The organism is Pseudonocardia oceani (assembly GCF_019263585.2).
In the GTDB taxonomy this organism is placed as follows: Bacteria; Actinomycetota; Actinomycetes; order Mycobacteriales; family Pseudonocardiaceae; genus Pseudonocardia; species Pseudonocardia oceani.
The window spans coordinates 2,047,938-2,069,458 of the sequence record NZ_JADQDF010000001.1 but is presented as its reverse complement, the minus strand read 5'-3'; the positions used below and the strand labels follow the sequence as shown (position 1 = coordinate 2,069,458).

26 protein-coding genes and 3 tRNA genes are annotated in these 21,521 nt (G+C 74.4%); 18 read left to right on the top strand and 11 right to left on the bottom strand.

The window, feature by feature from the left end; all coding sequences use genetic code 11:
* Positions 1–41: 41 nt before the first annotated feature.
* From I4I82_RS10255 to mrf, 5 genes are all read right to left on the bottom strand, one after another.
* Complete coding sequence (locus I4I82_RS10255; protein WP_218592874.1) at positions 42–1,718, bottom strand: class I adenylate-forming enzyme family protein; 1,677 nt, start codon at positions 1,716–1,718, stop codon at positions 42–44.
* Positions 1,715–2,971 carry a cytochrome P450 gene (locus I4I82_RS10250; protein WP_218592875.1) on the bottom strand — a complete coding sequence of 419 codons (1,257 nt, stop codon included), beginning with the start codon at positions 2,969–2,971 and terminating at the stop codon, positions 1,715–1,717. Before I4I82_RS10250 ends, I4I82_RS10255 begins: the two co-directional genes overlap by 4 nt.
* Before the next feature lie 55 nt (positions 2,972–3,026).
* Positions 3,027–6,029 (bottom strand): helix-turn-helix transcriptional regulator, encoded by a 3,003-nt coding sequence (locus tag I4I82_RS10245; protein WP_218595653.1) that lies wholly within the window; start codon positions 6,027–6,029, stop codon positions 3,027–3,029.
* A 5-nt stretch (positions 6,030–6,034) separates the two neighbouring features.
* A complete protein-coding gene (locus tag I4I82_RS10240) occupies positions 6,035–6,277 on the bottom strand; it encodes a hypothetical protein (RefSeq protein WP_218595652.1) in 243 nt (80 codons plus the stop codon).
* Between the two features lie 101 nt (positions 6,278–6,378).
* Positions 6,379–7,602: a ribosome hibernation factor-recruiting GTPase MRF gene (gene mrf, locus I4I82_RS10235; protein WP_218592591.1), complete on the bottom strand. Its 1,224-nt coding sequence runs from the start codon at positions 7,600–7,602 to the stop codon at positions 6,379–6,381.
* A gap of 69 nt (positions 7,603–7,671) precedes the next feature.
* On the opposite strand from mrf, the gene rpmG (I4I82_RS10230) reads away from it, so the two are divergent.
* From rpmG (I4I82_RS10230) to rplA, 14 genes are all read left to right on the top strand, one after another.
* On the top strand, positions 7,672–7,839 hold the full coding sequence (gene rpmG / locus I4I82_RS10230; RefSeq protein ID WP_172157656.1) for a 50S ribosomal protein L33: 168 nt from the start codon (positions 7,672–7,674) through the stop codon (positions 7,837–7,839).
* Positions 7,840–7,908: 69 nt separating this feature from the next.
* Positions 7,909–8,139 (top strand): 50S ribosomal protein L28, encoded by a 231-nt coding sequence (gene rpmB / locus I4I82_RS10225; protein ID WP_218592590.1) that lies wholly within the window; start codon positions 7,909–7,911, stop codon positions 8,137–8,139.
* Positions 8,139–8,444 carry a 30S ribosomal protein S14 gene (rpsN, locus tag I4I82_RS10220; RefSeq protein WP_218592589.1) on the top strand — a complete coding sequence of 102 codons (306 nt, stop codon included), beginning with the start codon at positions 8,139–8,141 and terminating at the stop codon, positions 8,442–8,444. Before rpmB ends, rpsN begins: the two co-directional genes overlap by 1 nt.
* Before the next feature lie 81 nt (positions 8,445–8,525).
* Positions 8,526–8,598, top strand: a tRNA-Thr gene (locus I4I82_RS10215).
* Positions 8,599–8,626: 28 nt separating this feature from the next.
* A tRNA-Met gene (locus I4I82_RS10210) sits at positions 8,627–8,702 on the top strand.
* Positions 8,703–8,736: 34 nt separating this feature from the next.
* The gene (gene rpmG, locus I4I82_RS10205; protein ID WP_172157673.1) at positions 8,737–8,904 is read left to right on the top strand and encodes a 50S ribosomal protein L33; all 168 of its coding nucleotides are present in this window, start codon (positions 8,737–8,739) and stop codon (positions 8,902–8,904) included.
* 2 nt (positions 8,905–8,906) lie between these two features.
* Positions 8,907–9,353 (top strand): FAS1-like dehydratase domain-containing protein, encoded by a 447-nt coding sequence (locus I4I82_RS10200; protein WP_218592588.1) that lies wholly within the window; start codon positions 8,907–8,909, stop codon positions 9,351–9,353.
* Positions 9,350–9,769 carry a MaoC family dehydratase gene (locus I4I82_RS10195; protein ID WP_218592587.1) on the top strand — a complete coding sequence of 140 codons (420 nt, stop codon included), beginning with the start codon at positions 9,350–9,352 and terminating at the stop codon, positions 9,767–9,769. The genes I4I82_RS10200 and I4I82_RS10195 overlap by 4 nt, the downstream gene beginning before the upstream one ends.
* A gap of 76 nt (positions 9,770–9,845) precedes the next feature.
* The gene (locus tag I4I82_RS34395; protein ID WP_267460596.1) at positions 9,846–9,977 is read left to right on the top strand and encodes a hypothetical protein; all 132 of its coding nucleotides are present in this window, start codon (positions 9,846–9,848) and stop codon (positions 9,975–9,977) included.
* Positions 9,978–10,095: 118 nt separating this feature from the next.
* A tRNA-Trp gene (locus I4I82_RS10190) sits at positions 10,096–10,168 on the top strand.
* Positions 10,169–10,251: 83 nt separating this feature from the next.
* Positions 10,252–10,593, top strand: coding sequence for a preprotein translocase subunit SecE (secE, locus tag I4I82_RS10185; protein WP_218592586.1), 342 nt, complete (start codon positions 10,252–10,254; stop codon positions 10,591–10,593).
* Between the two features lie 34 nt (positions 10,594–10,627).
* Positions 10,628–11,536, top strand: coding sequence for a transcription termination/antitermination protein NusG (gene nusG / locus I4I82_RS10180; RefSeq protein ID WP_218592585.1), 909 nt, complete (start codon positions 10,628–10,630; stop codon positions 11,534–11,536).
* Positions 11,537–11,551: 15 nt separating this feature from the next.
* Positions 11,552–11,986, top strand: coding sequence for a 50S ribosomal protein L11 (rplK, locus tag I4I82_RS10175; RefSeq protein ID WP_172157683.1), 435 nt, complete (start codon positions 11,552–11,554; stop codon positions 11,984–11,986).
* Between the two features lie 73 nt (positions 11,987–12,059).
* Entirely contained in the window at positions 12,060–12,779 is a 720-nt protein-coding gene (gene rplA, locus I4I82_RS10170) for a 50S ribosomal protein L1 (RefSeq protein ID WP_172157685.1), read from the top strand.
* 90 nt (positions 12,780–12,869) lie between these two features.
* On the opposite strand, the gene I4I82_RS10165 is transcribed toward rplA, so the two are convergent.
* Together I4I82_RS10165 and yczR are read right to left on the bottom strand one after the other, a co-directional pair.
* The gene (locus I4I82_RS10165; protein WP_218592584.1) at positions 12,870–13,958 is read right to left on the bottom strand and encodes a CaiB/BaiF CoA transferase family protein; all 1,089 of its coding nucleotides are present in this window, start codon (positions 13,956–13,958) and stop codon (positions 12,870–12,872) included.
* A gap of 284 nt (positions 13,959–14,242) precedes the next feature.
* Positions 14,243–15,712 carry a MocR-like transcription factor YczR gene (gene yczR / locus I4I82_RS10160; protein ID WP_218592583.1) on the bottom strand — a complete coding sequence of 490 codons (1,470 nt, stop codon included), beginning with the start codon at positions 15,710–15,712 and terminating at the stop codon, positions 14,243–14,245.
* A 61-nt stretch (positions 15,713–15,773) separates the two neighbouring features.
* Here yczR and I4I82_RS10155 point away from each other — a divergent pair, with 61 nt between their 5' ends.
* Positions 15,774–16,010: a hypothetical protein gene (locus I4I82_RS10155; protein ID WP_218597204.1), complete on the top strand. Its 237-nt coding sequence runs from the start codon at positions 15,774–15,776 to the stop codon at positions 16,008–16,010.
* Here I4I82_RS10155 and I4I82_RS10150 read toward each other — a convergent pair.
* From I4I82_RS10150 to I4I82_RS10140, 3 genes are all read right to left on the bottom strand, one after another.
* Entirely contained in the window at positions 15,932–16,195 is a 264-nt protein-coding gene (locus tag I4I82_RS10150; RefSeq protein ID WP_218592581.1) for a hypothetical protein, read from the bottom strand. The two genes, I4I82_RS10155 and I4I82_RS10150, sit on opposite strands and share 79 nt — an antisense overlap.
* Positions 16,196–16,257: 62 nt before the next feature.
* Positions 16,258–16,668, bottom strand: a complete 411-nt coding sequence (locus I4I82_RS10145; RefSeq protein WP_218592580.1) for a sterol carrier protein — start codon at positions 16,666–16,668, stop codon at positions 16,258–16,260.
* Between the two features lie 131 nt (positions 16,669–16,799).
* On the bottom strand, positions 16,800–17,471 hold the full coding sequence (locus I4I82_RS10140) for a response regulator transcription factor (RefSeq protein ID WP_218592579.1): 672 nt from the start codon (positions 17,469–17,471) through the stop codon (positions 16,800–16,802).
* A 37-nt stretch (positions 17,472–17,508) separates the two neighbouring features.
* On the opposite strand from I4I82_RS10140, the gene I4I82_RS10135 reads away from it, so the two are divergent.
* The 3 genes from I4I82_RS10135 (at position 17,509) to I4I82_RS10125 (ending at position 21,050) form a co-directional block, all read left to right on the top strand.
* On the top strand, positions 17,509–18,777 hold the full coding sequence (locus I4I82_RS10135; protein WP_226369974.1) for a sensor histidine kinase: 1,269 nt from the start codon (positions 17,509–17,511) through the stop codon (positions 18,775–18,777).
* A gap of 174 nt (positions 18,778–18,951) precedes the next feature.
* Positions 18,952–20,058, top strand: coding sequence for an NDMA-dependent alcohol dehydrogenase (locus tag I4I82_RS10130; protein ID WP_218594332.1), 1,107 nt, complete (start codon positions 18,952–18,954; stop codon positions 20,056–20,058).
* A gap of 26 nt (positions 20,059–20,084) precedes the next feature.
* Positions 20,085–21,050 (top strand): R2-like ligand-binding oxidase, encoded by a 966-nt coding sequence (locus tag I4I82_RS10125; protein WP_218594331.1) that lies wholly within the window; start codon positions 20,085–20,087, stop codon positions 21,048–21,050.
* On the opposite strand, the gene I4I82_RS10120 is transcribed toward I4I82_RS10125, so the two are convergent.
* On the bottom strand, positions 20,971–21,402 hold the full coding sequence (locus I4I82_RS10120) for a cytochrome P450 (protein WP_267461592.1): 432 nt from the start codon (positions 21,400–21,402) through the stop codon (positions 20,971–20,973). The two genes, I4I82_RS10125 and I4I82_RS10120, sit on opposite strands and share 80 nt — an antisense overlap.
* Between the last annotated feature and the right edge of the window lie 119 nt (positions 21,403–21,521).

Below are 21,521 nucleotides of genomic sequence, written 5' to 3'. Positions count from 1 at the left end.
CACCGCATATCGCCCTCGCCCCGCTGATCGTTAGCTCCCTGTCACCCGTTCGTGTCTTTCTGCAACCGTTCCCGCAGCTCGCGCTTGAGGACCTTGCCCGCCGCCGACACCGGGATGGCGTCGACGAGGTGCAGCTCGCGCAGCCGCTTGTACGGCGTGACCTGCGCGTTGACCGCCTCCATCAGCGCCTCGGGATCGGCGCCGGGCGCCACGACGAACGCCACCGGCAGCTCGCCGACCTCCGGGTCGGGCCGCCCGACCACCGCCGCCCCCGCGACGCCGGGCTGCGCGTGCAGGATCTCCTCCAGGTCGCGCGGGTACACGTTGTAACCCTTGTAGAGCAGCAAGTCCTTCTTGCGGTCGACGATGGAGAGGTAGCCGTCCCCGTCGAGGACGCCGATGTCGCCGGTGCGCAGCCAGCCGTCGACGAGCACGGCCTCGTTGTCCTCGGGCCGGTCCTTGTAGCCGACCATCACCTGCGGCCCGCGGATGACGACCTCGCCCGGCTCCCCGGTGGGCAGCGCGGTCATGTCGGTGCCGGCCGGGTCGACGATCCGCACCTCGGTGTCGGCGACGGGCGGGCCGACCGTGCCGGGCTTGCGCACCGCCGAGCGCGCCGCCGGGCCGATCGTGGCGCCCATCGTGACCTCGGTGAGCCCGTACCCCTCGGTGATGACGACGTCCTCGCCGAGCCGGCGCTGCAGCCCCTGGATCATCTCGACGGGCAGCGGTGCGGCGCCCGAGGACAGGCCGCGGATGGTCGACAGGTCGCGGGTGGCGAAGTCGGGGTGGCGCAGCAGCGCGCCGTACACCGGCGGCGCCCCGCTCATGCCGGTGATGCCGAAGCGCTCGGCGTCGGCGAGGTAGGCGCCGGGGTCGAAGCGCTCGTGCAGCACCGTCGTGGCGCCGGTGGCGGTGGGGACGTTGAGCCCACCGATCGTGCCCATCGCGTGGAACCACGGCGCCAGGCCGATCGCGACGCCGGTGCCCAGCCGCGTCGGGAACTCCTCGGGCGAGCCCACCTGGTCGAGCACCAGGCCGCCCTCGTCGTCGAGGGCCGGCACGGAGCCGGAGCCGCCGCACGCGTACTGCAGCACGTTGACGACGACGTTGCGGTGCGGCAGCTGCACGCCCTTCGACCGGCCCGTCGTGCCGCCGGTGTAGGCGAGGTGGGCGAGGTCGCGGTGGACGTCGATCTCGACGGCCGGTGCCGCGGTCGGGGCCTCGGCGTGGAACTCCTCGAAGTCGCGGGCGTCGCCGAGCGAGCCGTCGAGGGCGAGCCGGTGGGCGGGGTCGACCGCCTGCTCGCGGTCGGTGACCAGCACGAGCCGGATCGCGGTCCGGTCGCGCACCGCGGCCAGCGCGGGTGCGGCCGGGGCCCAGGTGACGGCGGCGACGGCGCCGCAGTCGGCGAGCTGCGCGGCCAGGTCGGGCGGGGGCAGGAGCGGGTTGGTCGGGGAGAACGCGGCCCCCGCCATCAGGATCCCGTAGTAGGCGACGGCGTACTGCGGGCAGTTGGGCAGGTGGATCGCGACGACGTCGCCGCGCCCGATCCCCGCGCCGTGCAGCGCGTTGGCGAACGCGCCGGCGCGGGCGTGCAGCGCGGAGTAGCTGAGCTCGCGGCCCGCGAAATGCAGCGCGGTGCGGTCGCCGTAGCGCCGCGCGGCGCCGGCGAGCAGCGCGCCGACCGGGACCTCGGGGTAGTCGAGCGTGGTCATCGGATGCTCACGGGCATGCTCTTGATCCCGTTGATGAACATCGACTGCAGGCGGCGGGGCTCGGCGGTGGCGTGGATGTCGGGCACGCGCGTGAGCAGCTCGCGGAACATCACCGCCATCTCCCGGCGGGCGAGGTGCGCGCCGAGGCAGAAGTGCGGCCCGGCCCCGCCGAAGCCGACGTGCGGGTTCGGCGAACGCCGGACGTCGAACGCGTCCGGGTCGGTGAAGTGCGCGGGGTCGCGGTTGGCCGCCCAGTAGAACAGCAGCAGCTTGTCGCCCGCCGACATCTCCTGCCCGCCCAGCACGGCGTCGACGGCCAGGGTGCGCCGCATGTAGATCACCGGCGAGGCCCAGCGGACGATCTCCTCGACCGCCGTCGGCGTGACGCCGTCGAGGTCGTCGAGCCAGATGCGGCGCTGCTCGGGGTGGTCGGTGAGCAGCTTGAGGCCCCAGCTGATCGCGTTGCGGGTGGTCTCGTTGCCCGCCACGACGAGCAGGATGAAGAAGCTCGCCAGCTCGTCGTTGGTGAGGCGCTCGCCGTCGATCTCGGCGTTGACCAGCGCCGACGTCACGTCGTCGGTCGGGTTCGCCTCGCGGTGCCGGCCCAGGTCGCGCATGAGCTCGGCGAGCGCGTTGCCCGCCTCCAGCAGCGCCACGATGATGTTCTCGGCGTCCGGGACGTACTCGGGGTCGCTCGCGCCGAGAATGACGTTGGACTTCTGGAACACGAAGTCGTACTGGCTCTCCGGCACGCCCATCATGTCGCAGACGATCTTGAGCGGCAGCCGTGCGGAGATCGCGGTGACGGCGTCGACCTCACCGGCGTCCACGACGTCGTCGACGATCGCGGTGGCGGTGGCCTGCACCTCGTCGGTGAGCGCCGCCAGGCGCCGGGGCGTGAACCCGCGGGAGACGATCCGGCGCAGGCGCGCGTGCCGCGGGTCGTCGGTGTTGATCATCGAGCCGTAGAACTCGAGGAACTCCGGCGGCATGTCGGCGATGCTCGTCGCGCCCGGACCCGAGGTGAAGACCTTCGCGTTGCGGCTGGCCTCCACGAGGTCGTCGAGGCGGGTCAGCGCCCAGTAGCCGGCGCCCTGGGGCAGGAACGCGAACTGCGGCTCCTCGAAGAACGGCACCGGTTCCCGCTCCCGCAGCGCCGCGAAGGCGGCCGCCCGCTCGGCGACGGGCGCGGTCCAGAAGCGCTCGACATCGGACAGGTTCGGCCGGGTGGTCCAGGTCGTGCTCGACGTCATCGGCGCGCCTCCTCGTGAGTCGGGTCACCTCACCCTAGGGACGCGCGGGTGCGGATCAAGGGGCCCCGCGGGCCTGTCGCGGGCCCGTGCGGGCCACCCGGGATCGGACCGGGAGGCGCGGGCCGAGCAGCCCCCGGGCGTAGGCGACGCTCACGGCCTCGGTGCGGCTGGCGACGCCGAGCTTGGCCATCACCCGGGACAGGTGGACGCTCACCGTCTTCTCGCTGATGAACAGCGCGGCGCCGATCCGGCGGTTGGTGCCACCGAGGGCCACCTGCTCCAGCACCGCCCGCTCCCGCGGGGTGAGGACGTCGGGCGCGGGGGCGGGCGCGCCCTGCGGTGTGACACCCGCCCGGGCGGCCAGCGCGGTGACGGCGTCCAGCAGCGGGGCGGCGCGCAGGGCGGTGGCCGTGCGGTGGGCGGCGGCGAGGTCGTCAGCCGCGCCGGGCGCGCCGGTGGCGAGCCGGGCCTCGGCGCGGCGCAGGACCGCGCAGGCCCCGCGGTAGCCGAGCCCCGCGCGCACGACCACCTCGGCGCCGCCGCCGACCTCGTAGCCGAACGCGGCGACGACGGCGTCCCACGCCGACGGGTCGGGCCCGGTCAGGCGGGTGAGTTCGGCACGGGCGCGCAGCAGCCAGGCCCCGCCCTCGGGGCCCATCTCGGTGCCGCGCGGCAGTCCGCGCCGGGCCGTCTCCTCCGCGGCGTCGACGAGCAGCCGCGCCGCGTCGAGCGCCTGCCCGGCGTCGGCGCCCGCCGCGACGCGGTCGGCGTGGGCGGCCACCCCCAGCGCCGCCAGCGCGATGTTCCCGAACTGGAACGCCTCCACGGCGTCGAGCGCGGCCCGCGCGGCGGCGGCCCGCGCGACCGCCTCGTCGGGCTCGCCCCGCCACAGCGCCGACTCGGTGGCCGCGACGCCCAGGAACGTCACCGCCTGCACGTTCTCCGGCGGGCGGCGCCCGAGCTCGGCGTGGCGGCGCTCGACGACGTCGAACCGGCCGCGGGCCGCGGCCACCAGCAGTCCGGCGCCGACCAGGCGGGCCGACACGCTGGCCGGCACCGCCGCCCCGGCGAGGTCGGCCGCGGTCTCGGCGGCGTCCCAGTCACCCGCGAGGAACCGGGCCACGACGTGGGCGACCCGGACGTCGAGCCCGGGCATGCTCCAGCGCAGCCCGGTGGCCGCGGCGCGCCCCTCGCCCTCGGCGAGCTCGGCGGCCGCCTCGGTGAACCGGCACTCCTCCAGCAGCGAGAAGCCGACGGCGGAGTAGGTGCGCAGCTCGGCTCCGAGGTCGCCGGCGCGGCGGGCCAGCGAGCGCGCCGCGGCCAGCCGCTCCCGCGCCTGCTCGGGGCGCCCGGAGTAGGACTCGCAGCCCGCGATGGTGGCGAGCGCGTCGGCCGCGGCGGCCTGCGCGGAGTCGTCGTCGGGCAGGGCGGCCGCGACCTCCAGCGCCTGCTCGCCGCAGCGCCGCGACGCCGGGAAGTCGTCGACGCGGTAGTGCGCACGGGCCAGCACCGCGTGGCACCAGGCCAGCTCGCCCGTCGGTGGCCCGCCCGCGAGCACGGCCAGCGACTGCTCCGCGGCGGCGCGGGCCTCGCGCAGGTCGTCGCCGCGGTCGACGAGCCGCATCGCGTACTTCAGCCGCGTCTTCGCGGTGAGCACCGGGTCGCCGCGGCGCTCGGCGATCTCCAGCGCGCGCCGGCCCAGCGCCGAGCCGCGCTCGGGGTCGCCCGTGGCGCTCGCCGCCCACGCGGCCATCCGCGTGACCGTGAGCTCCGGCAGGCCGGCCACCTCCTCGCCGCCGGGCACCGCCGACCACAGCTCCAGCGCGCGCTCGGCGTGCAGCAGCAGCTCGGCCGGGGCCTCCTGCTCGTCGGCCTCGCGCGCGGCCCGGACCGACGCGGCGAGCGCGGTGGGCAGGTCGTGCGCGGCGAGCGCGTGGTGGGCCAGCAGCGCGGCGCGGCCGGGCTCGTCGGGCGCGGCCGGATCGGCCAGCAGCGCGGCGAAGGCGGCGTGCAGGCGGTTGCGCTCGCCGGGCAGCAGGTCGTGGTGGATGGCCTCGCGCAGCAGGGCGTGGCGGAAGGCGTAGCCGTCGGTGCCGTCGTCGGCGACCAGGACGTGGTGGTGCACGGCCTCGCGCAGCGCGAGCTCCAGCTCGTCGACGTCGAGCCCGGCGACGGCTGCGAGCTGGTCGTGGCGCACGCGGCGCCCGCCCACCGACGCCACCCGCAGCAGCCGCTGCGTGGTGGGGCCCAGGCTCTCGACGCGGGCCAGCAGCACCTCGACGAGGCTGTGCGGCAGCCCGTCTGAGCAGGCGGAGACGAGCTCCTCGGCGAAGAACGCGTTGCCCTCGCTGCGCCGGGCGACGCTGTGCAGCAGCGGCGGCGCGAGCGACCCGTCGGCGAGCAGGCGCACGAGCGACAGCGCGTCGTCGGGGCCGAGCGGGCCCAGCTCCAGCCGCTCCACGGCGGGCAGCCGCACCAGCTCGGAGAGCACGGGCCGCAGCGGGTGGCGACGGTGCAGGTCGTCGGAGCGGTAGGTGGCCAGCACGACCAGGCGCTGGGCGTCGAGCCGGGACAGCAGGAAGACGAGCAGGTCGCGGCTGGAGCGGTCGGCCCAGTGCAGGTCCTCGACGACGACGAGCGCGGGCCGCTCGGCGGTGAGCTCGTCGAGCACCGACAGCACGGCGTCGAACACGCGGAGCTGGCCCAGTGCGCGGTCGCCGCCCGGCTCGCCGCGGGGCGGGCCGTCGGGCAGCAGGTGGCGCAGCGCCCCGTGCCCGGCCACCAGCTCGGGCGGGAGCGAGCCCACGATCTCGGCGAACGGGAGGTAGGGCAGCGCAGCCTCGGCGGTGTCGAGGCACCGGCCGGTGAGCACGGTGAAACCGGACGCGGCGGCCCGGGTCGCCGCCTCGGCCACGAGCCGCGACTTGCCGACGCCGGCCTCGCCCGACAGCAGCACCCCGGACGGGGTGCCCGCGGCGGCGCGGCCGAGGGCGGCGGTGAGCGCCGAGACCTCGTCCCGGCGGCCCACCAGCCCGATCCCCACCCCCAGCCGCGTCACGCCGGTCATCGTGGCACGAGGGTCCGACGTTCTCCCGGGGTTCCGCGGAGGGCGGACGGGGCGGGGGCCGCGGTGCCGTGGGTGGGCGGGTCCGGCGGCGCGGGCAGGTCGGGCGGGGCCGGCCGCCGCCGGGCGGCGCGGCGCGCGGCACGGGCCAGGCGCCCCAGGCGGAACTGCTCGGCCTCGGCGAGCAGCTCGCGGTGGCGCAGGTCGGCGGTGAGGGACAGGTGCGACGGGTCGAAGAACATGCGACGAGCCTCGTGCTGAGGCCGGGCCCCGGGCATCGGGCGATCACGCCGATCCCGCCCTCCTGCCGGCCCGCCCGCCGTAAGGGCCCCTCAGGCAGGGCTCAGTGCTCCTCCTCGGAGTGGGCGTCGGCGCCCGCCACCGCGTCGGCGGCGGGGGAGCAGGGGTCGGTGTGCCACCAGCCGAACGGGTCGGGCAGCGCGCTCCAGGCGCCGGGGCCGGCCGCGAGCTCGGCGTCGGTCAGCAGGGCGCCGCGGAGCGCGGCGTCGATGGCGTCGGGGTCGGCGGCGTGGGCGAGCACGACGACGTCCTGCGCACGGTCGCCGAACCGCGGGTGCCAGCCCAGTGACGCGATCGCGCGCCGCTCCGCCGACGCCGCCTCCCACGCCTCCTCGCCCGCCCCGTCGAGCCAGTCGCCGGCGTGCCCGACCCGCAGGCCGCCGCCCGCCGACTCCAGCCACAGCACGGCGTCGGGGCGGGTCGCGAGCCAGATGCGGCCGCGGGCGCGGACGACGCCGTCGAGCAGGACGTCGAGCGCGTCGTGCAGGCGCCCGGGGTGGAACGGGGGGCGCGCGGAGAACACGACGAGCCGCACGCCGCAGTCGGCGTCGAGCGGGGGAGACCCGCGCAGCAGCGCCGCGTGCACGTCCGCGGGGCGCCCGCGCCGCACGGCGTCGCGCAGGAGGACCCGCTCGTCGACCTCGCGCAGCGGCAGGCGGGGTGCGTCGGGCGCGAGCCGGGCGAGGACGGCGTCGAGCCGCGCGCGCTCCCAGGCGTCGGCGGTGCCGGTGAGGACGACGAGGTCGGCGAACTCCGCCTGCCCGACGACGACCTGCGCGACGGTCCGCTCGTCGTCGGCGCCGGGTCCGGCGCAGCCGCGCTCGGGCAGCGTGGCGTCGCCGGTGGCGTCGGCGAGCCAGGTCCCGGCGTCGACCACGGCGACGACGCCGCGCAGGTCGACCTCGTCGGCGACGGTGGTGCCGTCGACCAGCACGTGCAGCAGGGACCAGCACACCTGCTCCGGTTCGAGCATGGGGTCCAGGTGCAGCACGATCCGCGCCGGACCGCCGGGGGCGGCGAGCGTGCGCAGCTGCGGGAGCAGGTCCTCGCGCAGCGTGCAGGACACGCAGCCGTGGGCGAGCTCGACGGTGGTGGTGACGTCGGCGTGGCGGGTGCGCAGCCGGCGCCGCACCAGGCCGGCGTCGACATCGCGCAGGTCGTGGTGCAGGACGGCCGCGTCGGGGTCGAGGGCGCGGACGCGGGTGACGACGTCCTCGACGCCGGGCGCGTTCAGCCCGGTCAGCACGAGGAGCTCGGGGCGGGACACGGGACCTCCAGGGGTGGGGTATCGTCGACCCTAGTTGAAAACGAATGTCGTTACGCGAGGAGGTGGGTCATGGCCCGCAGCAACGAGCTCCGGCCGGTCGTGAAGATGCGCTCGACGGCCGGCACCGGCACCACGTACGTCACGCGCAAGAACCGGCGCAACGACCCGGACCGCATGACGCTGCGCAAGTACGACCCGGTCGTCCGGCGCCACGTCGACTTCCGCGAGGAGCGCTGAGGTGGCCGCCGCCCGCGACGCCCGCGAGACGGCGCTGTTGCCCCACCCGCACGCCGGGAGGAGCTGACCGTGTCGAGGCGCTGCCGGCTGACCGGGCGCGAGCCCGGCTTCGGCAACTCCGTGTCCCACTCCCACCGGCGCACGAGCCGCCGCTGGGACCCCAACATCCAGGTGAAGCGCTACCGCGTCGAGGGTCGGACGGTGCGCCTGCGCCTGACCGCCGACGCGATCCGCACGATCGACCGCATCGGCATCGACGCCGCGGTGGCCCGCATCCGCGCCCGAGGGGGCAAGGTCTGATGGCCAAGACCAGCAAGATCGTGAAGAACGAGCGGCGCAAGGCCGTGGTGGCGCGGCACGCGGAGCGCCGTGCCGAGCTCAAGGCCGTCATCGCGCGGCCGACCACGCCCGACGACGAGCGCGCCGCCGCCGTCCGCGAGCTCCGCCGCCAGCCCCGCGACGCGAGCGCCACGCGCGTGCGCAACCGGGACGCCTCCGACGGCCGCCCGCGCGGCTACCTGCGCAAGTTCGGCCTGTCGCGGGTGAAGGTCCGGGACCTCGCGCACGCCGGTCACCTGCCGGGGGTGCGCACGTCGAGTTGGTGAACGGGTCCCGTTCACGGGTGTCGCGGAGGGGTGTGTAGCATCGTTTCCGGCCGCGGAGATGTACCACCGTGGGCCCGTGCCGCCCCTTTAGCTCAGTCGGCAGAGCGTCTCCATGGTAAGGAGAAGGTCTACGGTTCGATTCCGTAAAGGGGCTCGGTGAGGTGGCGTCAGCCACTTCTCATAGCGGTGTAGCTCAGCTGGTAGAGCAAGCGGCTCATAATCGCTGTGTCGCCGGTTCAAGTCCGGCCACCGCTACCAGTTCCACTGACAGACAAGCATGGAGGCACCCGCGATGGGTAAGGCCACGGACGTCCGGCCGAAGATCACGCTGGCGTGCGAGCAGTGCAAGCACCGCAACTACATCACCAAGAAGAACCGGCGCAACGATCCTGACCGCCTCGCGGTCAAGAAGTTCTGCTCCAACTGCGGCACGCACCGCGAGCACCGCGAGACCCGCTGACGGTGCCCGACGCCTCGTTCGTCGGCACGGCACTGGCGCCCTCGGCGCCGTACCTGGTCGGCCGGGAGAAGATCAGGGAATTCGCCCTCGCCATCGGCGAGGGCGCTTCCGTGTGCACCGACCTGGACGCGGCCACGGCCGCGGGTCATCCCGACCTCGTCGCGCCGCCGACGTTCGCCGTCACGTTCACGATGCCGCTGATCGAGGGCTTCCTGCGCGACCCGGCGTTCGGCTGGGACTACTCGCGCATGGTGCACGGCGACCAGACGATCGTGCTGCACCGCCCGATCCACGGCGGCGACGAGCTCGTCACCACGATCCACGTGGAGGACCTCAGCAGCCGCGCCGGCAGCCACATGCTGACGCTGCGCTGCGAGATCGCCGACGCCGCCGGCGCCGCGGTGGCCACGACGAAGGCGCTGCTGGTGACCCAGGGGGAGGCGTCGTGAGCTCCCTCGGCGACGTCGGGAAGGGCGCCGAGCTGCCGCCGCTGGAGCTGCGGGTCACCCGCGCTGACCTCGTCCGCTACGCGGGCGCGTCCGGCGACCTCAACCCGATCCACTGGAGCGACCGCGTCGCCACCGGCGTCGGCCTGCCCGGCGTCATCGCGCACGGGATGCTGACGATGGCCCTGGCGGGCCGGCTCGTCACGCAGTGGGTGGGCGACCCGTCGGCGGTGCGCAGCTACGGCGTCCGCTTCACCCGGCCGGTCGTCGTCCCCGACGACGACGAGGGCGCGCTCCTGGAGCTCTCGGGCAAGGTCACCGACGTGACCGACGGGATCGCCACGGTCGCCATCACGGCCCGTTCCGCCGGGAAGACCGTGCTCGGCAGGGCCGTCGCCGAGGTCGCGCTCCCCGCGTGACCCACCCCGGTGCGTCCGCCCGCGGGCGGAGGGTCGACGCCGCCCGGCGGAAGTCGCCGACCGGAGGGATCACGACGTGGAGTTCGGCGATCTCGTGGACAAGGCGCTCCCCGAGGACCTGGGCATCACGACCGTCGCGGGCCTCGGCAACCGGAAGTACCCCCAGCGCGCCGCGGCGCCCGTGGCGCTGGCCCCGCTGTACGAGTAGGGCCGTGGAGTAGGGCGGGCGGAAGCCCTCCGCCCGGTGCCGTACACTCATTGTGCTGGGTGCGTCGTCATGCGATGCACCCCTCCGCACGCGGGCAGGTCCCTCGGCGGAGTGGTCTAGGGGTGTAGCTCAACTGGCAGAGCAGCGGTCTCCAAAACCGCAGGTTGCAGGTTCAAGTCCTGTCACCCCTGCACTGCGTACAGGACGGACAGCAGCGGGATCCGACCGGCAGCTCGTGCCGGTCGGTATCCCGCCGGCGAGCTGGAGGACGGGCGTGACGGACGATCGCGAGGCGAGTGGTGACGGGCGGGAACGCCCGGACTCCGCTGCCGACCGTCGGAGTCGACGGGCCGGCTCCACGCCGGCCGGCGACGGCGACAAGGGTCGGGCCACCGCGGTCCGTGACGGCCGTCCGGCGAAGGCGTCCCTGCCCAGCAGGGTGGTCCGGTTCCTGCGCGAGGTGGTAGCAGAGCTGCGCAAGGTCATCTGGCCGACGCGCAACCAGCTGATCACCTACACGATCGTCGTGCTGGTCTTCGTGTCGTTCATGGTCGCGCTGGTCGCACTGCTGGATCTGGTGTTCGCGCAGGGTGTCACGTACCTGTTCGGCACGTGACCCGGTACGACACGGAGAAGGAAGCGAGACGCACGTGAGTTCCCCAGACGGCGGCACACAGCTGTCCGACAGCGAGATCGAGGCCAACGAGGCCGCGCTCGACGCCACGGCCGACGCCAGCCCGGACGCGGATCTCCCCGAGCAGGCCGTGCAGGACGCCGACGTCGAGGCGGCCCACTCCTCCGACGCGGTGTCCGACGACGCTCTGTCCGATGATGACGGCGACGACGAGCCCGGTGCCGACGACGTCGCCACCGCCACTGACGACGACGCCGACGAGGCCGACGGGGCCGCGGCCGAGGCCGCCCCCGACGAGCCCGAGGTCGAGGTCGACCCGGTCGAGGAGATGCGCGCGGCCCTGCGCCGCGCGCCCGGCGACTGGTACGTCGTGCACTCCTACGCGGGCTACGAGAACAAGGTGAAGACCAACCTCGAGACGCGCGTGCAGACGCTCGACGTCGAGGACTACATCTTCCAGGTCGAGGTGCCCACCGAGGAGGTCACCGAGATCAAGAACGGCCAGCGCAAGCAGGTGCAGCGCAAGGTGCTGCCCGGCTACATCCTGGTCCGGATGGATCTCAACGACCAGTCCTGGGGCGCGGTCCGCAACACCCCCGGCGTCACCGGCTTCGTCGGTGCCACGTCGAAGCCCTCCCCGCTGACCCACGACGAGGTCATCAAGTTCCTGCTCCCCAAGGTCGAGCCGAAGCCGGCCACCGCGGGCGGCAAGGCGGAGGCCGGCGCGAGCACGGGCGGCAAGGCCACGGTGGAGGTCGACTTCGAGGTCGGCGAGTCCGTCACGGTCATGGACGGCCCGTTCGCCACGCTCCCGGCCACCATCAACGAGGTCAACATCGACGCCCAGAAGCTCAAGGTGCTGGTGTCGATCTTCGGCCGCGAGACACCTGTCGAGCTGGCATTCAGCCAGGTCTCCAAGATCTAGTACGAGGACACAGAGATGCCCCCCAAGAAGCGGAAGCTCTCCGCGATCATCAAGCTCCAGATCAAGGCCGGGGCCGCGACCCCGGCCCCGCCGGTCGGCCCCGCGCTCGGCCAGCACGGCGTCAACATCATGGAGTTCTGCAAGGCCTACAACGCGGCCACCGAGTCGCAGCGCGGCGACATCGTGCCGGTCGAGATCTCGGTCTTCGAGGACCGGTCGTTCACGTTCGCGCTGAAGACCCCGCCCGCCGCCCGGCTGCTGCTCAAGGCCGCCGGCGTCGACAAGGGCAGCGGCGAGCCGCACAAGACCAAGGTCGCCACGGTCACCATGGACCAGGTGCGCCAGATCGCCCAGACCAAGATGGCCGACCTGAACGCCGACGACATCGAGCAGGCCGCGAAGATCATCGCCGGCACCGCGCGCTCGATGGGCATCACGGTCAAGGGCTGAGCACCACCCACACGCACGCGTGGGAGAGCCGGGCGCGGCTCGGACCACGACCTGAACAAGACTGAGGATTCAGATGGCACAGCGCAGCAAGGCCTACCGCGAAGCCGCGGAGAAGATCGACAAGGACAACCTGTACTCCCCGCTCCAGGCCGCGAACCTGGCCAAGGAGACGGCGAGCACGAAGATGGACGCCACCGTCGAGGTCGCGATGCGCCTCGGTGTCGACCCCCGCAAGGCCGACCAGATGGTCCGCGGCACGGTCAACCTGCCGCACGGCACGGGCAAGACCGCCCGCGTCATCGTGTTCGCCACCGGTGACAAGGCCGCCGAGGCCGAGGCCGCGGGCGCCGACGTCGTCGGTGCCGAGGACCTCATCGAGCGCATCCAGGGCGGGTGGCTCGACTTCGACGCCGCCATCGCCACGCCGGACCAGATGGCCAAGGTCGGCCGGATCGCCCGCATCCTGGGCCCGCGCGGCCTGATGCCGAACCCGAAGACCGGCACCGTGACGCCCGACGTCACGAAGGCGGTCAACGACATCAAGGGCGGAAAGATCAACTTCCGCGTCGACAAGCAGGCCAACCTGCACCTGGTGATCGGCAAGGCCTCGTTCGACACCGAGAAGCTGGTGGAGAACTACGGCGCCGCGCTCGACGAGATCCTGCGCGCCAAGCCGTCGGCCGCGAAGGGCCGCTACATCAAGAAGATCACGGTCTCCACGACGACCGGCCCGGGCATCCCGGTCGACCCGCTGCGGACCCGCAACCTCCTGGTGGACGAGCCCTCGGCCTGATCGCCCCTGCCTGATCTCCCGCACGACACGCAGCGCCCCCGCAGCCCTCGGCCGCGGGGGCGCTGTCGTCGGTGCGCCGGCGCCCGCGCGTCAGCGCCAGTCGGCCAGCACCGACTCGACGTCCTCCGGCTCGGCCGCCGGCGCCGGCAGGCCCGGGCTCGTGCGGGAGAAGCGGGGTGCGGGCGCGGCCTGCGCCACCCCGCCGGACTCGACGACCGTGTCGCGCGCCGCGATGTGCGGGTGCGCCGCGACCTCGCCGAACGCGAGGACCGGCGTGACGCAGGCGTCGGTGTCGGCGAAGACGGCCGCCCACTCGTCGCGGGTGCGGCTCGCGAACACCTCGGTGAAGCGCGCCCGCAGGACCGGCCACTGCTCGCGGTCGTACTGCTGCGGCAGGTCGGCGGGGTCGATGCCGAGCCCGGTGAGCAGCGCCGCGTAGAACTGCGGCTCCAGCGAGCCGACGGCCACGTGCTTCCCGTCGGCGCAGGTGTAGGTGTCGTAGAACGGGGCGTGGCCGTCGAGCAGGTTGGAGTCGCGCTCGTCGAGCCAGATCTTCTGCGACAGGAAGCCCCAGAACATCTGGCTCAGCAGCGACGCCCCGTCGACCATCGCCGCGTCGACGACCTGGCCCTGCCCGGACCGGCCCGCCTCCCACAGCGCCGACAGCACGCCGACGACGAGCAGCATCGAGCCGCCGCCGAAGTCGCCGACCAGGTTCAGCGGCGGCACCGGCCGCTCCCCGGCGCGGCCGATGGCGTGCAGCGCGCCCGTGAGCGAGATGTAGTTGATGTCGTGCCCGGCGCGCTGCGCCATCGGGCCGTCCTGGCCCCACCCGGTCATGCGGGCGTAGACGAGCTCCGGGTTGCGCGCGTGGCAGTCGGCGGGCCCGACGCCGAGCCGCTCGGTGACGCCCGGCCGGTAGCCCTCGATCAGCACGTCGGCCTGCTCGACCAGGCGCAGGACCGTCTCGACGCCCTCGGGCGACTTCAGGTCGGCCGCCACCCGGCGCCGCCCGCGCAGCGTGGGGTCGGGGGCGTCCGAGTCACCGATCTGCAGCCCGCCCGGCCGGTCCACGCGCACGACCTGGGCACCCAGGTCGGCGAGGACCATCGCCGCGTGCGGGCCGGGACCGATCCCGGCCAGTTCCACGACCTTGCACCCTGCCAGCGGTCCACTCACCGTGCTCCCTCGCTTCGCTCGGTCGCCCGCTTCGCGGCGACGCTGCGTCCATGGTTCGCGCGCTGGCGCTTGCTCACCGTGCTCCCTCGCTTCGCTCGGTCGCCCGCTTCGCGGCGACGCTGCGTCCATGGTTCGCGCGCTGGCGCTTGCTCACCGTGCTCCCTCGCTTCGCTCGGTCGCCCGCTTCGCGGCGACGCTGCGTCCATGGTTCGCGCGCTGGCGCTTGCTCACGTAGAGCCTCCTCGTGATCGACGTTCCGACACTAGATGGTCGCCGGACGCGCGTCAGGCGACCGCCACGGGTTCGGCGGAGGCGCCGGTGTCGAGGTGGTCCAGGCCGTGCCAGGCGAGCAGCAGGCGCTCCAGCGCGTCGTCGGTGCGGTCGGGGCGCAGCGTGTAGGGCAGCCGCAGCCGCCGCTCGAAGGCGCCGTCCAGGCCGAAGCGGGGGCCGGCGGCGAGCAGCACGTCGTGGCGGCGGGCGGCCACGGCGAACCGGCTGGACACCGGCTCGTCCAGGTCGACCCACAGGCTCAGTCCGCCCGTCGGGTGCGACGGGCGCCAGCGCGGGAACAGCTCCGCGACCCGCTCGAGCAGGTGCGCCCGCGCGGCCACGAGCTCGGCGCGCCGCGTGGCCGTGACCGCCTCGACCTCGGGGAGCAGGCGCGCGACGACGAGCTGCTCCAGCGCGGGCCCGCCGAGGTCGATCGAGGCCCGCAGCGCGGCGAGGCGGCGCACCGTGGCCGCCGACCCACGGATCCAGCCGGTGCGCAGCCCGCCCCAGAACACCTTGCTGGCCGAGCCGATGGTGAGCAGCTGCGCGGAGTCGCCGAACGTCGCCACGGGCGGGGGCAACGGCCCGTCCAGCGCCAGCTCGGCCAGGGTCTCGTCGACGAGCAGCGGCGTTCCGGTGCGCCGCGTGAGGTCGACGAGCCGCTCGCGGCCCGCGGCGCCGAGGACGGCGCCGGTCGGGTTCTGGAAGTCGGGGATGACGTAGACCAGCCGCGGTGCGACGTCGCGGACGGCGGTGGCGAACTGGTCGAGGTCCCAACTGCCGGTGCCGTCGGCGCTCGTGCCCATCGGCACCGGGACGGAGCGGGCGCCGCGGGCGCTGATGGCGTCGAGGGCGTTGGGGTAGGTCGGGTGCTCGACCAGGACGCGGTCGCCCGGCCCGGTGAACGCGGCGAGCACCAGCCCGATCGCGCTCTGCGCGCCGGCCGTGACGAGGATCTGGTCGGGGGTGGTGGGCAGGCCGCGCTGGGTGAACCGGTCGGCGACGGCGGTGCGCAGGGCGGGGAGCCCGAGGAGGTCGTAGCCGTGCCCGCCGAGCAGGGCGTCGAGGTCGTGGACGGCCCCGGCGGCGGCGCGGCGCAGCTCGGCGCTCGGGGCGGGCAGGGCCGCGTGGGCCAGGTCGAACAGCGAGCGGTCGCCGTGCGGGGAGAACGGCGACTGCGTCGTGCCGGTGATCGGGTCGTCGGGCAGCTGGGTCCAGCTGCCCGAGCCGCGCCTGCTGCGGAGGACGGCGGCCTCGCGCAGGGCGTCGTACGCGGCGGCGACGGTGGTCCGGCTGACGCCCAGCGCCCCGGCCAGCTCGCGCTCGGCCGGCACGCGGGTCTGCAGGGGCAGGCGCCCGTCGAGGACGAGCAGGCGGACGCGGTCGGCGAGCGCGCCGGCCAGGCCACGGCCGTCGGGCGGACGCCAGTCGCCGAGCAGGCGGGCGAAGCTGCGGGCGCCGATCCGCCGGTCCACGTCATCCATGAAGTCCACCTTTCCGGAATTGGCCCTGTGGGCCAAGGCCAATCAGGGTGACGATGGCGTCATGGAGATGTGGATGCTGCTCACCGTTCTCGTCCTGATCGCGCTCGCGGCGCCGCGCTACGGCGTCGACAGCCGCCGGCTGCCGCCGGGCGAGCTGCCCCCGCCGCGCCGCCGGGCCACCCCGCGCGGCGACCTCGTCCGCCTCGCGCGGGCCGCGCGTCAGGTGTTCCAGTCCCAGGTGCCGCGGGCGAAGACGGCGAGCGTGTGCCCGCCGTCGTCGCGCTGCTCGGCGCTGTAGTGGTAGCGCCCGGGCTGCCAGCCCTCGTGCGTCGCGACGGCCCCGAGGTGGTCCCACGCCCACCGCTGCCAGTCGTCGACGAGGTCGGGCAGCGGCTCGGGCGCGTCGCAGACGACGTCGGTCAAGGGGTGGAAGTTGCCCTGGAGCCCCGTCCACATCCGCACGTCGAGCCACACCTGGTCCATGATCGCGGAGTATGCGGCCGACCTGCGCGGACAGCGCGGTCGGCCACCGGAACGGGTGACCCTCAGGCGTTCAGGAGATCGGTGCGGCCCGCCGACTCCAGGTGCTCCCGGTACGGCCCGAACATCTGCTTGGCCAGCGGCAGGACCTTGAGCAGCTTGGCCACAGGTCCCTTCGCGCGGACCTGGCCCTTGGCCAGCGCCACCGGGAGGACCACCTTGCCGAGCCAGAACCGGTTGCCGGTGTCGGCGGTCATGAACAGCTCGACGTTGGGCTCGGGCCCGAGGCCCGCGCCCTGGTGGACCTCCTTGCCCGGCATGTCGACGGTGATCACCGCGTCCGGGTCGGTGTAGGTGATGCGCAGGACGATGCCGGTGGGTTCGAGCTTCGCGACGAGGTCGGCGTCACCCATCCCGCGCCGGAACACCCCGCCCAGGAACTCGTAGACCTCTGCCTCGCTGCTGAACGCCGCCACGTCGGCCCCTTCGTCGATCGGTGCTGGTCAGGGGGAGTCTGGCGCAGCCGCGCGCGGTGCACACGACCACGAACGGGCCATCCGCGGCCCGCCCGGGCCAGGGTCGGCCGCCCGGGTGTCAGCGGCGGGTGTCAGCGGCTGCGGGGCTCGTCGCCGTCGTCGAGCAGGCCGTAGCGCCCGGCCATCGCGGCGGCCTCGATGCGGTTGGCGGCGCCCAGGCGGTGCAGCAGGGAGGCGATCATGCGCTTCGCGGTGCGCTCGCTGACCAGCATCGGCTTGGCGATCTCGCTGGTCTCCAGCCCGCGCGCGAGCAGCCGCCACAGCGCGACGTCGCGGGGGCCGAGGCGCTCCATGAGGCCGTCGCCGGTGCGGTCGCCCGCCACCAGCAGGGCGTCGAGGAGGTCCGGGCGGACGACGCGCACGCCCGCGACGATCGCCAGCAGCGGCGCGACCAGCACGTCCGGGTCGGCCGACTTGCCGAGGAACCCCGCCGCCCCGGCCCGCAGCGCCGTCGTGGCGAGGCCGAGGTCGTCGGTGCCCGAGAGGGCCAGCACGTGGGTGGCCGGGTAGGCGGCGCCGATGCGGCGGATGGTCTCGACGCCGCCGAGCGGGGGCAGGGCGAGGTCGACGATCGCGATGTCGGCGGCCTCGCGCCCGACGAGCGCCACCGCCTCCTCGCCCGCGGTGGTCGAGCCGGCGACGACGAACCGGTCCCCGGCGCGCGACTCCAGCAGCAGGGCGAGGCCCTGCGAGAACAGGGCGTGGTCGTCGACGATGACCACGACGTACCGGCCGTCGCGCACGGTCGGCGACTCTAGCGGCACCGGGCATGCTGTCGCGGTGCAGACGGTCGGTGGGCGCACGACGGAGGACCGCGCGGCGGTCGTCATCCGGGTCGTGACGGTGGTGGCGGTCGGGGTGGCGCTGGCGGCCGGGCCGCAGCTCGCGCGCGGGCCGCTGCCCCCGCTGGCGGCGATCGTGCTGGCCGCGCTGGTCTACGCCGTGGTGCTGGCCGTCGCGGAGTTCCGGGGCCGGCAGGTGCTGCCGCCGCGCGTCGCGACCGTCGTCGACGGGGTGCTGGTGCTCGTCGCGTGCGGGCTGACCGGGGGCGCGGAGAGCATCATGGTCGCGATGCTGCCGCTGGTCGTCATCGCGGCGTCGGTGCGGGGCGGGGCGGTGGCGGGGCGGCTCGCGGCCGTCGTCGCGGGGGCGGGGTTCACGCTGGCCGCGGTGCTCGGGTCCGACCCCGACGTCCCGCTCGCCGACCGCTGGCTCACCGGCGCCTGGTGGACCGCGTTCCTCGTCGCGGCGTCGGTGCTGGTCGGGGCGCTGGTGCAGCTGCTGGAGCGGCAGCTGGAGGCGGCGGCGGTGTCGCGGGCCCGGGCGCTGGCCGAGCACGAGGCGTTCCTGGAGGAGCGCGACCTGCGCGCCCGGCTGCTGTCCGCGCAGCAGGCCCGCCTCGACGGGGTGCGGGTGGTGCTGCACGAGTTCCGCACGCCGGTCGCCTCGCTGACGGCCCTGACCGCCGACCTCGTCGCGGGCCGGCTGTCCGAGCCGTCGCGGGAGCTCGCGACGCGGCTGCTGGCCGAGCACGCCGTGCACCTGCGCGACATGCTCGACGGCCTCGCCGACGTCGCCGTCACCGACGGGAGCCCGATCGGGCGGGTGCGGGCGCGGGTCGTGCCGCTCTCGGAGCTGGCCGACGCGGTGCTGGACTCGGCCGGGGTCGCGGCGGAGCGGCGCCGGCCGTCGGTCGAACCGGAGGGGGCGGCCGTGCGGTGCGACCCCCAGCGCCTGCGCCGAGTGCTCACCAACCTCGTCGAGAACGCGGCGCGGCACAGCGGCGACGCCCCCGTCGAGCTGGCCCTGCGCTACGCCGAGGGGCGGCTGGTCGCGGAGGTCCGTGACCGTGGCCCCGGCCTCCCGCCCGGGCAGGAGGGTGTGGTGACGGCGAAGGGCGTGGCGCTGGGGGAGCGGCGGGGCACGGCCGGGCTGGGCCTGTGGATCGTCGAGGCGCTGGTGGCGGCGATGGACGGGGAGCTGAGCCTGCGCCCCCGCGACGGCGGCGGCCTGGTGGCCCACCTGGACCTCCCCCTCCCCCCGCCCTAGACCCGCGGGTCGGGGTGTGGGTGCGACCGTGTCGCGCTCCCGCTGCGCCCACCACGAGACCCCGACACGCCCACCACGAGACCCCGACTCGCGGGGTCCTCGGTGGCACCTCCGGGCCAGGGGCGGAACTCCCGGACCGCTGTGCTCCGCCGACCGGCCCGCCATGCTTCCCCCATGCGGACGCAGGCGGCGGTGTTGTGGGAGCAGGGCGGCAAGTGGGAGGTCGAGGAGGTCGAGCTCGACCCGCCGAACGCCGGCGAGGTGCTGGTGGAGCTCGCGGCGAGCGGGCTGTGCCACTCCGACGAGCACCTCGTCACCGGTGACCTGCCGGTCGGGTTCCCGATGGTCGGCGGGCACGAGGGGGCCGGGCGGGTCCTCGAGACCGGTCCCGGCGTCACCGACGTGGCCGTCGGCGACCCGGTCGTCATGACGTTCCTGCCCAGCTGCGGGCGCTGCTCGTACTGCGTGCGCGGCTACACCTCGCTCTGCGACGACGGCGCCGGCGCCACGCTGGGCCCGCAGCTCGACGGCACCTACCGCTTCCACGCGCGCGGCGAGGACGTCGGCCAGATGTGCCTGCTCGGCACGTTCGCGCGGCACACCGTCGTGCCGGTGAAGTCGGTCGTGAAGATCGACGAGGGGTTCCCGCTGCACCTGGCCGCGCTCGTCGGCTGCGGCGTCACGACGGGCTTCGGCTCGGCCGTGCGCACCGCCGACCTGCGGGCCGGCGACACCGCGGTCGTCATCGGCGTCGGCGGTATCGGGGCCAACGCCGTGCAGGGCGCGAAGGTCGCGGGCTGCCGCTACGTCGTCGCCGTCGACCCGGTGGCGTTCAAGCGCGAGAAGGCCCTCGAGCTGGGCGCCACGCACGTCGCCGCGAGCATGGACGAGGCGTGGAACACCGTCTCCACCCTCACCCGCGGCCAGCTCGCCGACGCCGCCATCCTGACGACGGGCGTCGCCGAGGGCTCCTACCTGCAGCCCGCGCTGCAGCTCGTCGGCAAGAAGGGTCGCGTCGTCGTGACGGCGCTGGGCCACCCCGACGAGGAGACCGCGTCGCTGTCGCTGCTCGACCTCACGCTCTACGAGAAGCAGATCCGCGGCGCCCTGTTCGGCAGCTCCAACGGCCAGCACGACGTGCCCCGACTGCTGGAGATGTACAACCTGGGCCAGCTCAAGCTCGACGAGCTGATCACCCACGAGTACTCCCTGGAGGAGATCAACCAGGGTTACGACGACATGCGCGAGGGCCGCAACATCCGCGGCCTGATCCGGTACTGACGAGCACGAGCACACGGAGGTCTGCGATGACGCGATCGATCGAGCACGGCAAGCGCACCGGTTTCGCCACCCTCGGGACGGGCGGGCTCAACTTCGACTCGTTCCCGATGCGGCTGTTCTCCAAGGGCAACGCCAAGCACTGGAACCCCGCCGACATCGACTTCACCCAGGACGCGCGCGACATCGCCGCGATGACCGACGCCGAGCGCGACATGACGGTCAGCCTGGCCGCGCAGTTCATTGCGGGCGAGGAGTCGGTGACGCAGGACCTGCAGCCCTTCGTCGCCGCGATGGCCGCCGAGGGCCGCCTGGCCGACGAGATGTACCTGACGCAGTTCGTGTTCGAGGAGGCCAAGCACACCGAGGGCTTCCGCCGCTGGTTCGACGCCGTCGGCATGACCGGCGACCTGCACGACCAGATCGAGTCCAACGAGCACTACATGCAGATCTTCACCGACGAGCTCCCGAACAGCCTGTACGCGCTGGCGCTCGACCCGTCGCCGCGCAACCAGGTCCGCGCCTCGGTGACCTACAACCACATCGTCGAGGGCACGCTGGCGCTGACGGGTTACTTCGCCTGGTCGAAGGTCTGCCAGAGCCGCGGGATCCTGCCGGGGATGCAGAAGCTGATCAAGCACATCGGCGACGACGAGCGCCGCCACATGGCCTGGGGCACGTTCACCTGCCGCCGCCACGTCGCCGCCGACGACTCGCTGTGGGACGCCGTCGACGAGCGCATGCAGGAGCTGCTCGTGCCGGCGATGGGCGTGGTCACCGGCACGTTCGAGCGGTACGAGGAGGGCGAGCCCACGCCGTTCGACGTCGACATGAACGAGATGGCCGAGTACGCGATGGACAAGATCGGCCGCCGCCTCGGCGCCATCGAGTCCGCGCGCGGCGCCGACCTGAGGGTCATCGACGTGGACGCCGCCCCCGAGGCGCTCGAGGAGCGGTTCCACGCCGAGGACCAGGCCGAGCTGGCCGCAGCCTGAGGGGTCGCCGGAGGGAACAGAGCCGGGCGGGCAGCCTCTCGATGCCGTTGATGACGTTGCCCGCCAGGTGCACCGGCTCGCCGACGGTCAGCGTCGGGAGCCGGTGCAGCAGCTCGTCGAAGACCGCCCGCAGCTGCATCCGTGCGAGGTGGCTGCCCAGGCAGAAGTGCGGGCCGCCGCCGAAGCCGATCTGCGGGTCGGGGCTGCGGGTGATGTCGAAGCGGTCGGGGTCGGCGAAGACGTCGGCGTCGAAGTTGCCCGAGCGGTAGAACAGCACGACCTTCTCGCCCGCCGCGATCCGCTGCCCGCGGAGCTCGGTGTCGCGCCGCGCGGTGCGCCGGAACGTCAGCACCGGGCTCGCCCAGCGCACGAGCTCGTCGACGGCCCCGTCGATGGGGCCCGCGAAGTCCTCCAGCAGCAGCGCCTTCTGCTCGGGGTGGCGGTGCAGCGCGAGCGTGGAGTGCGCCGCCT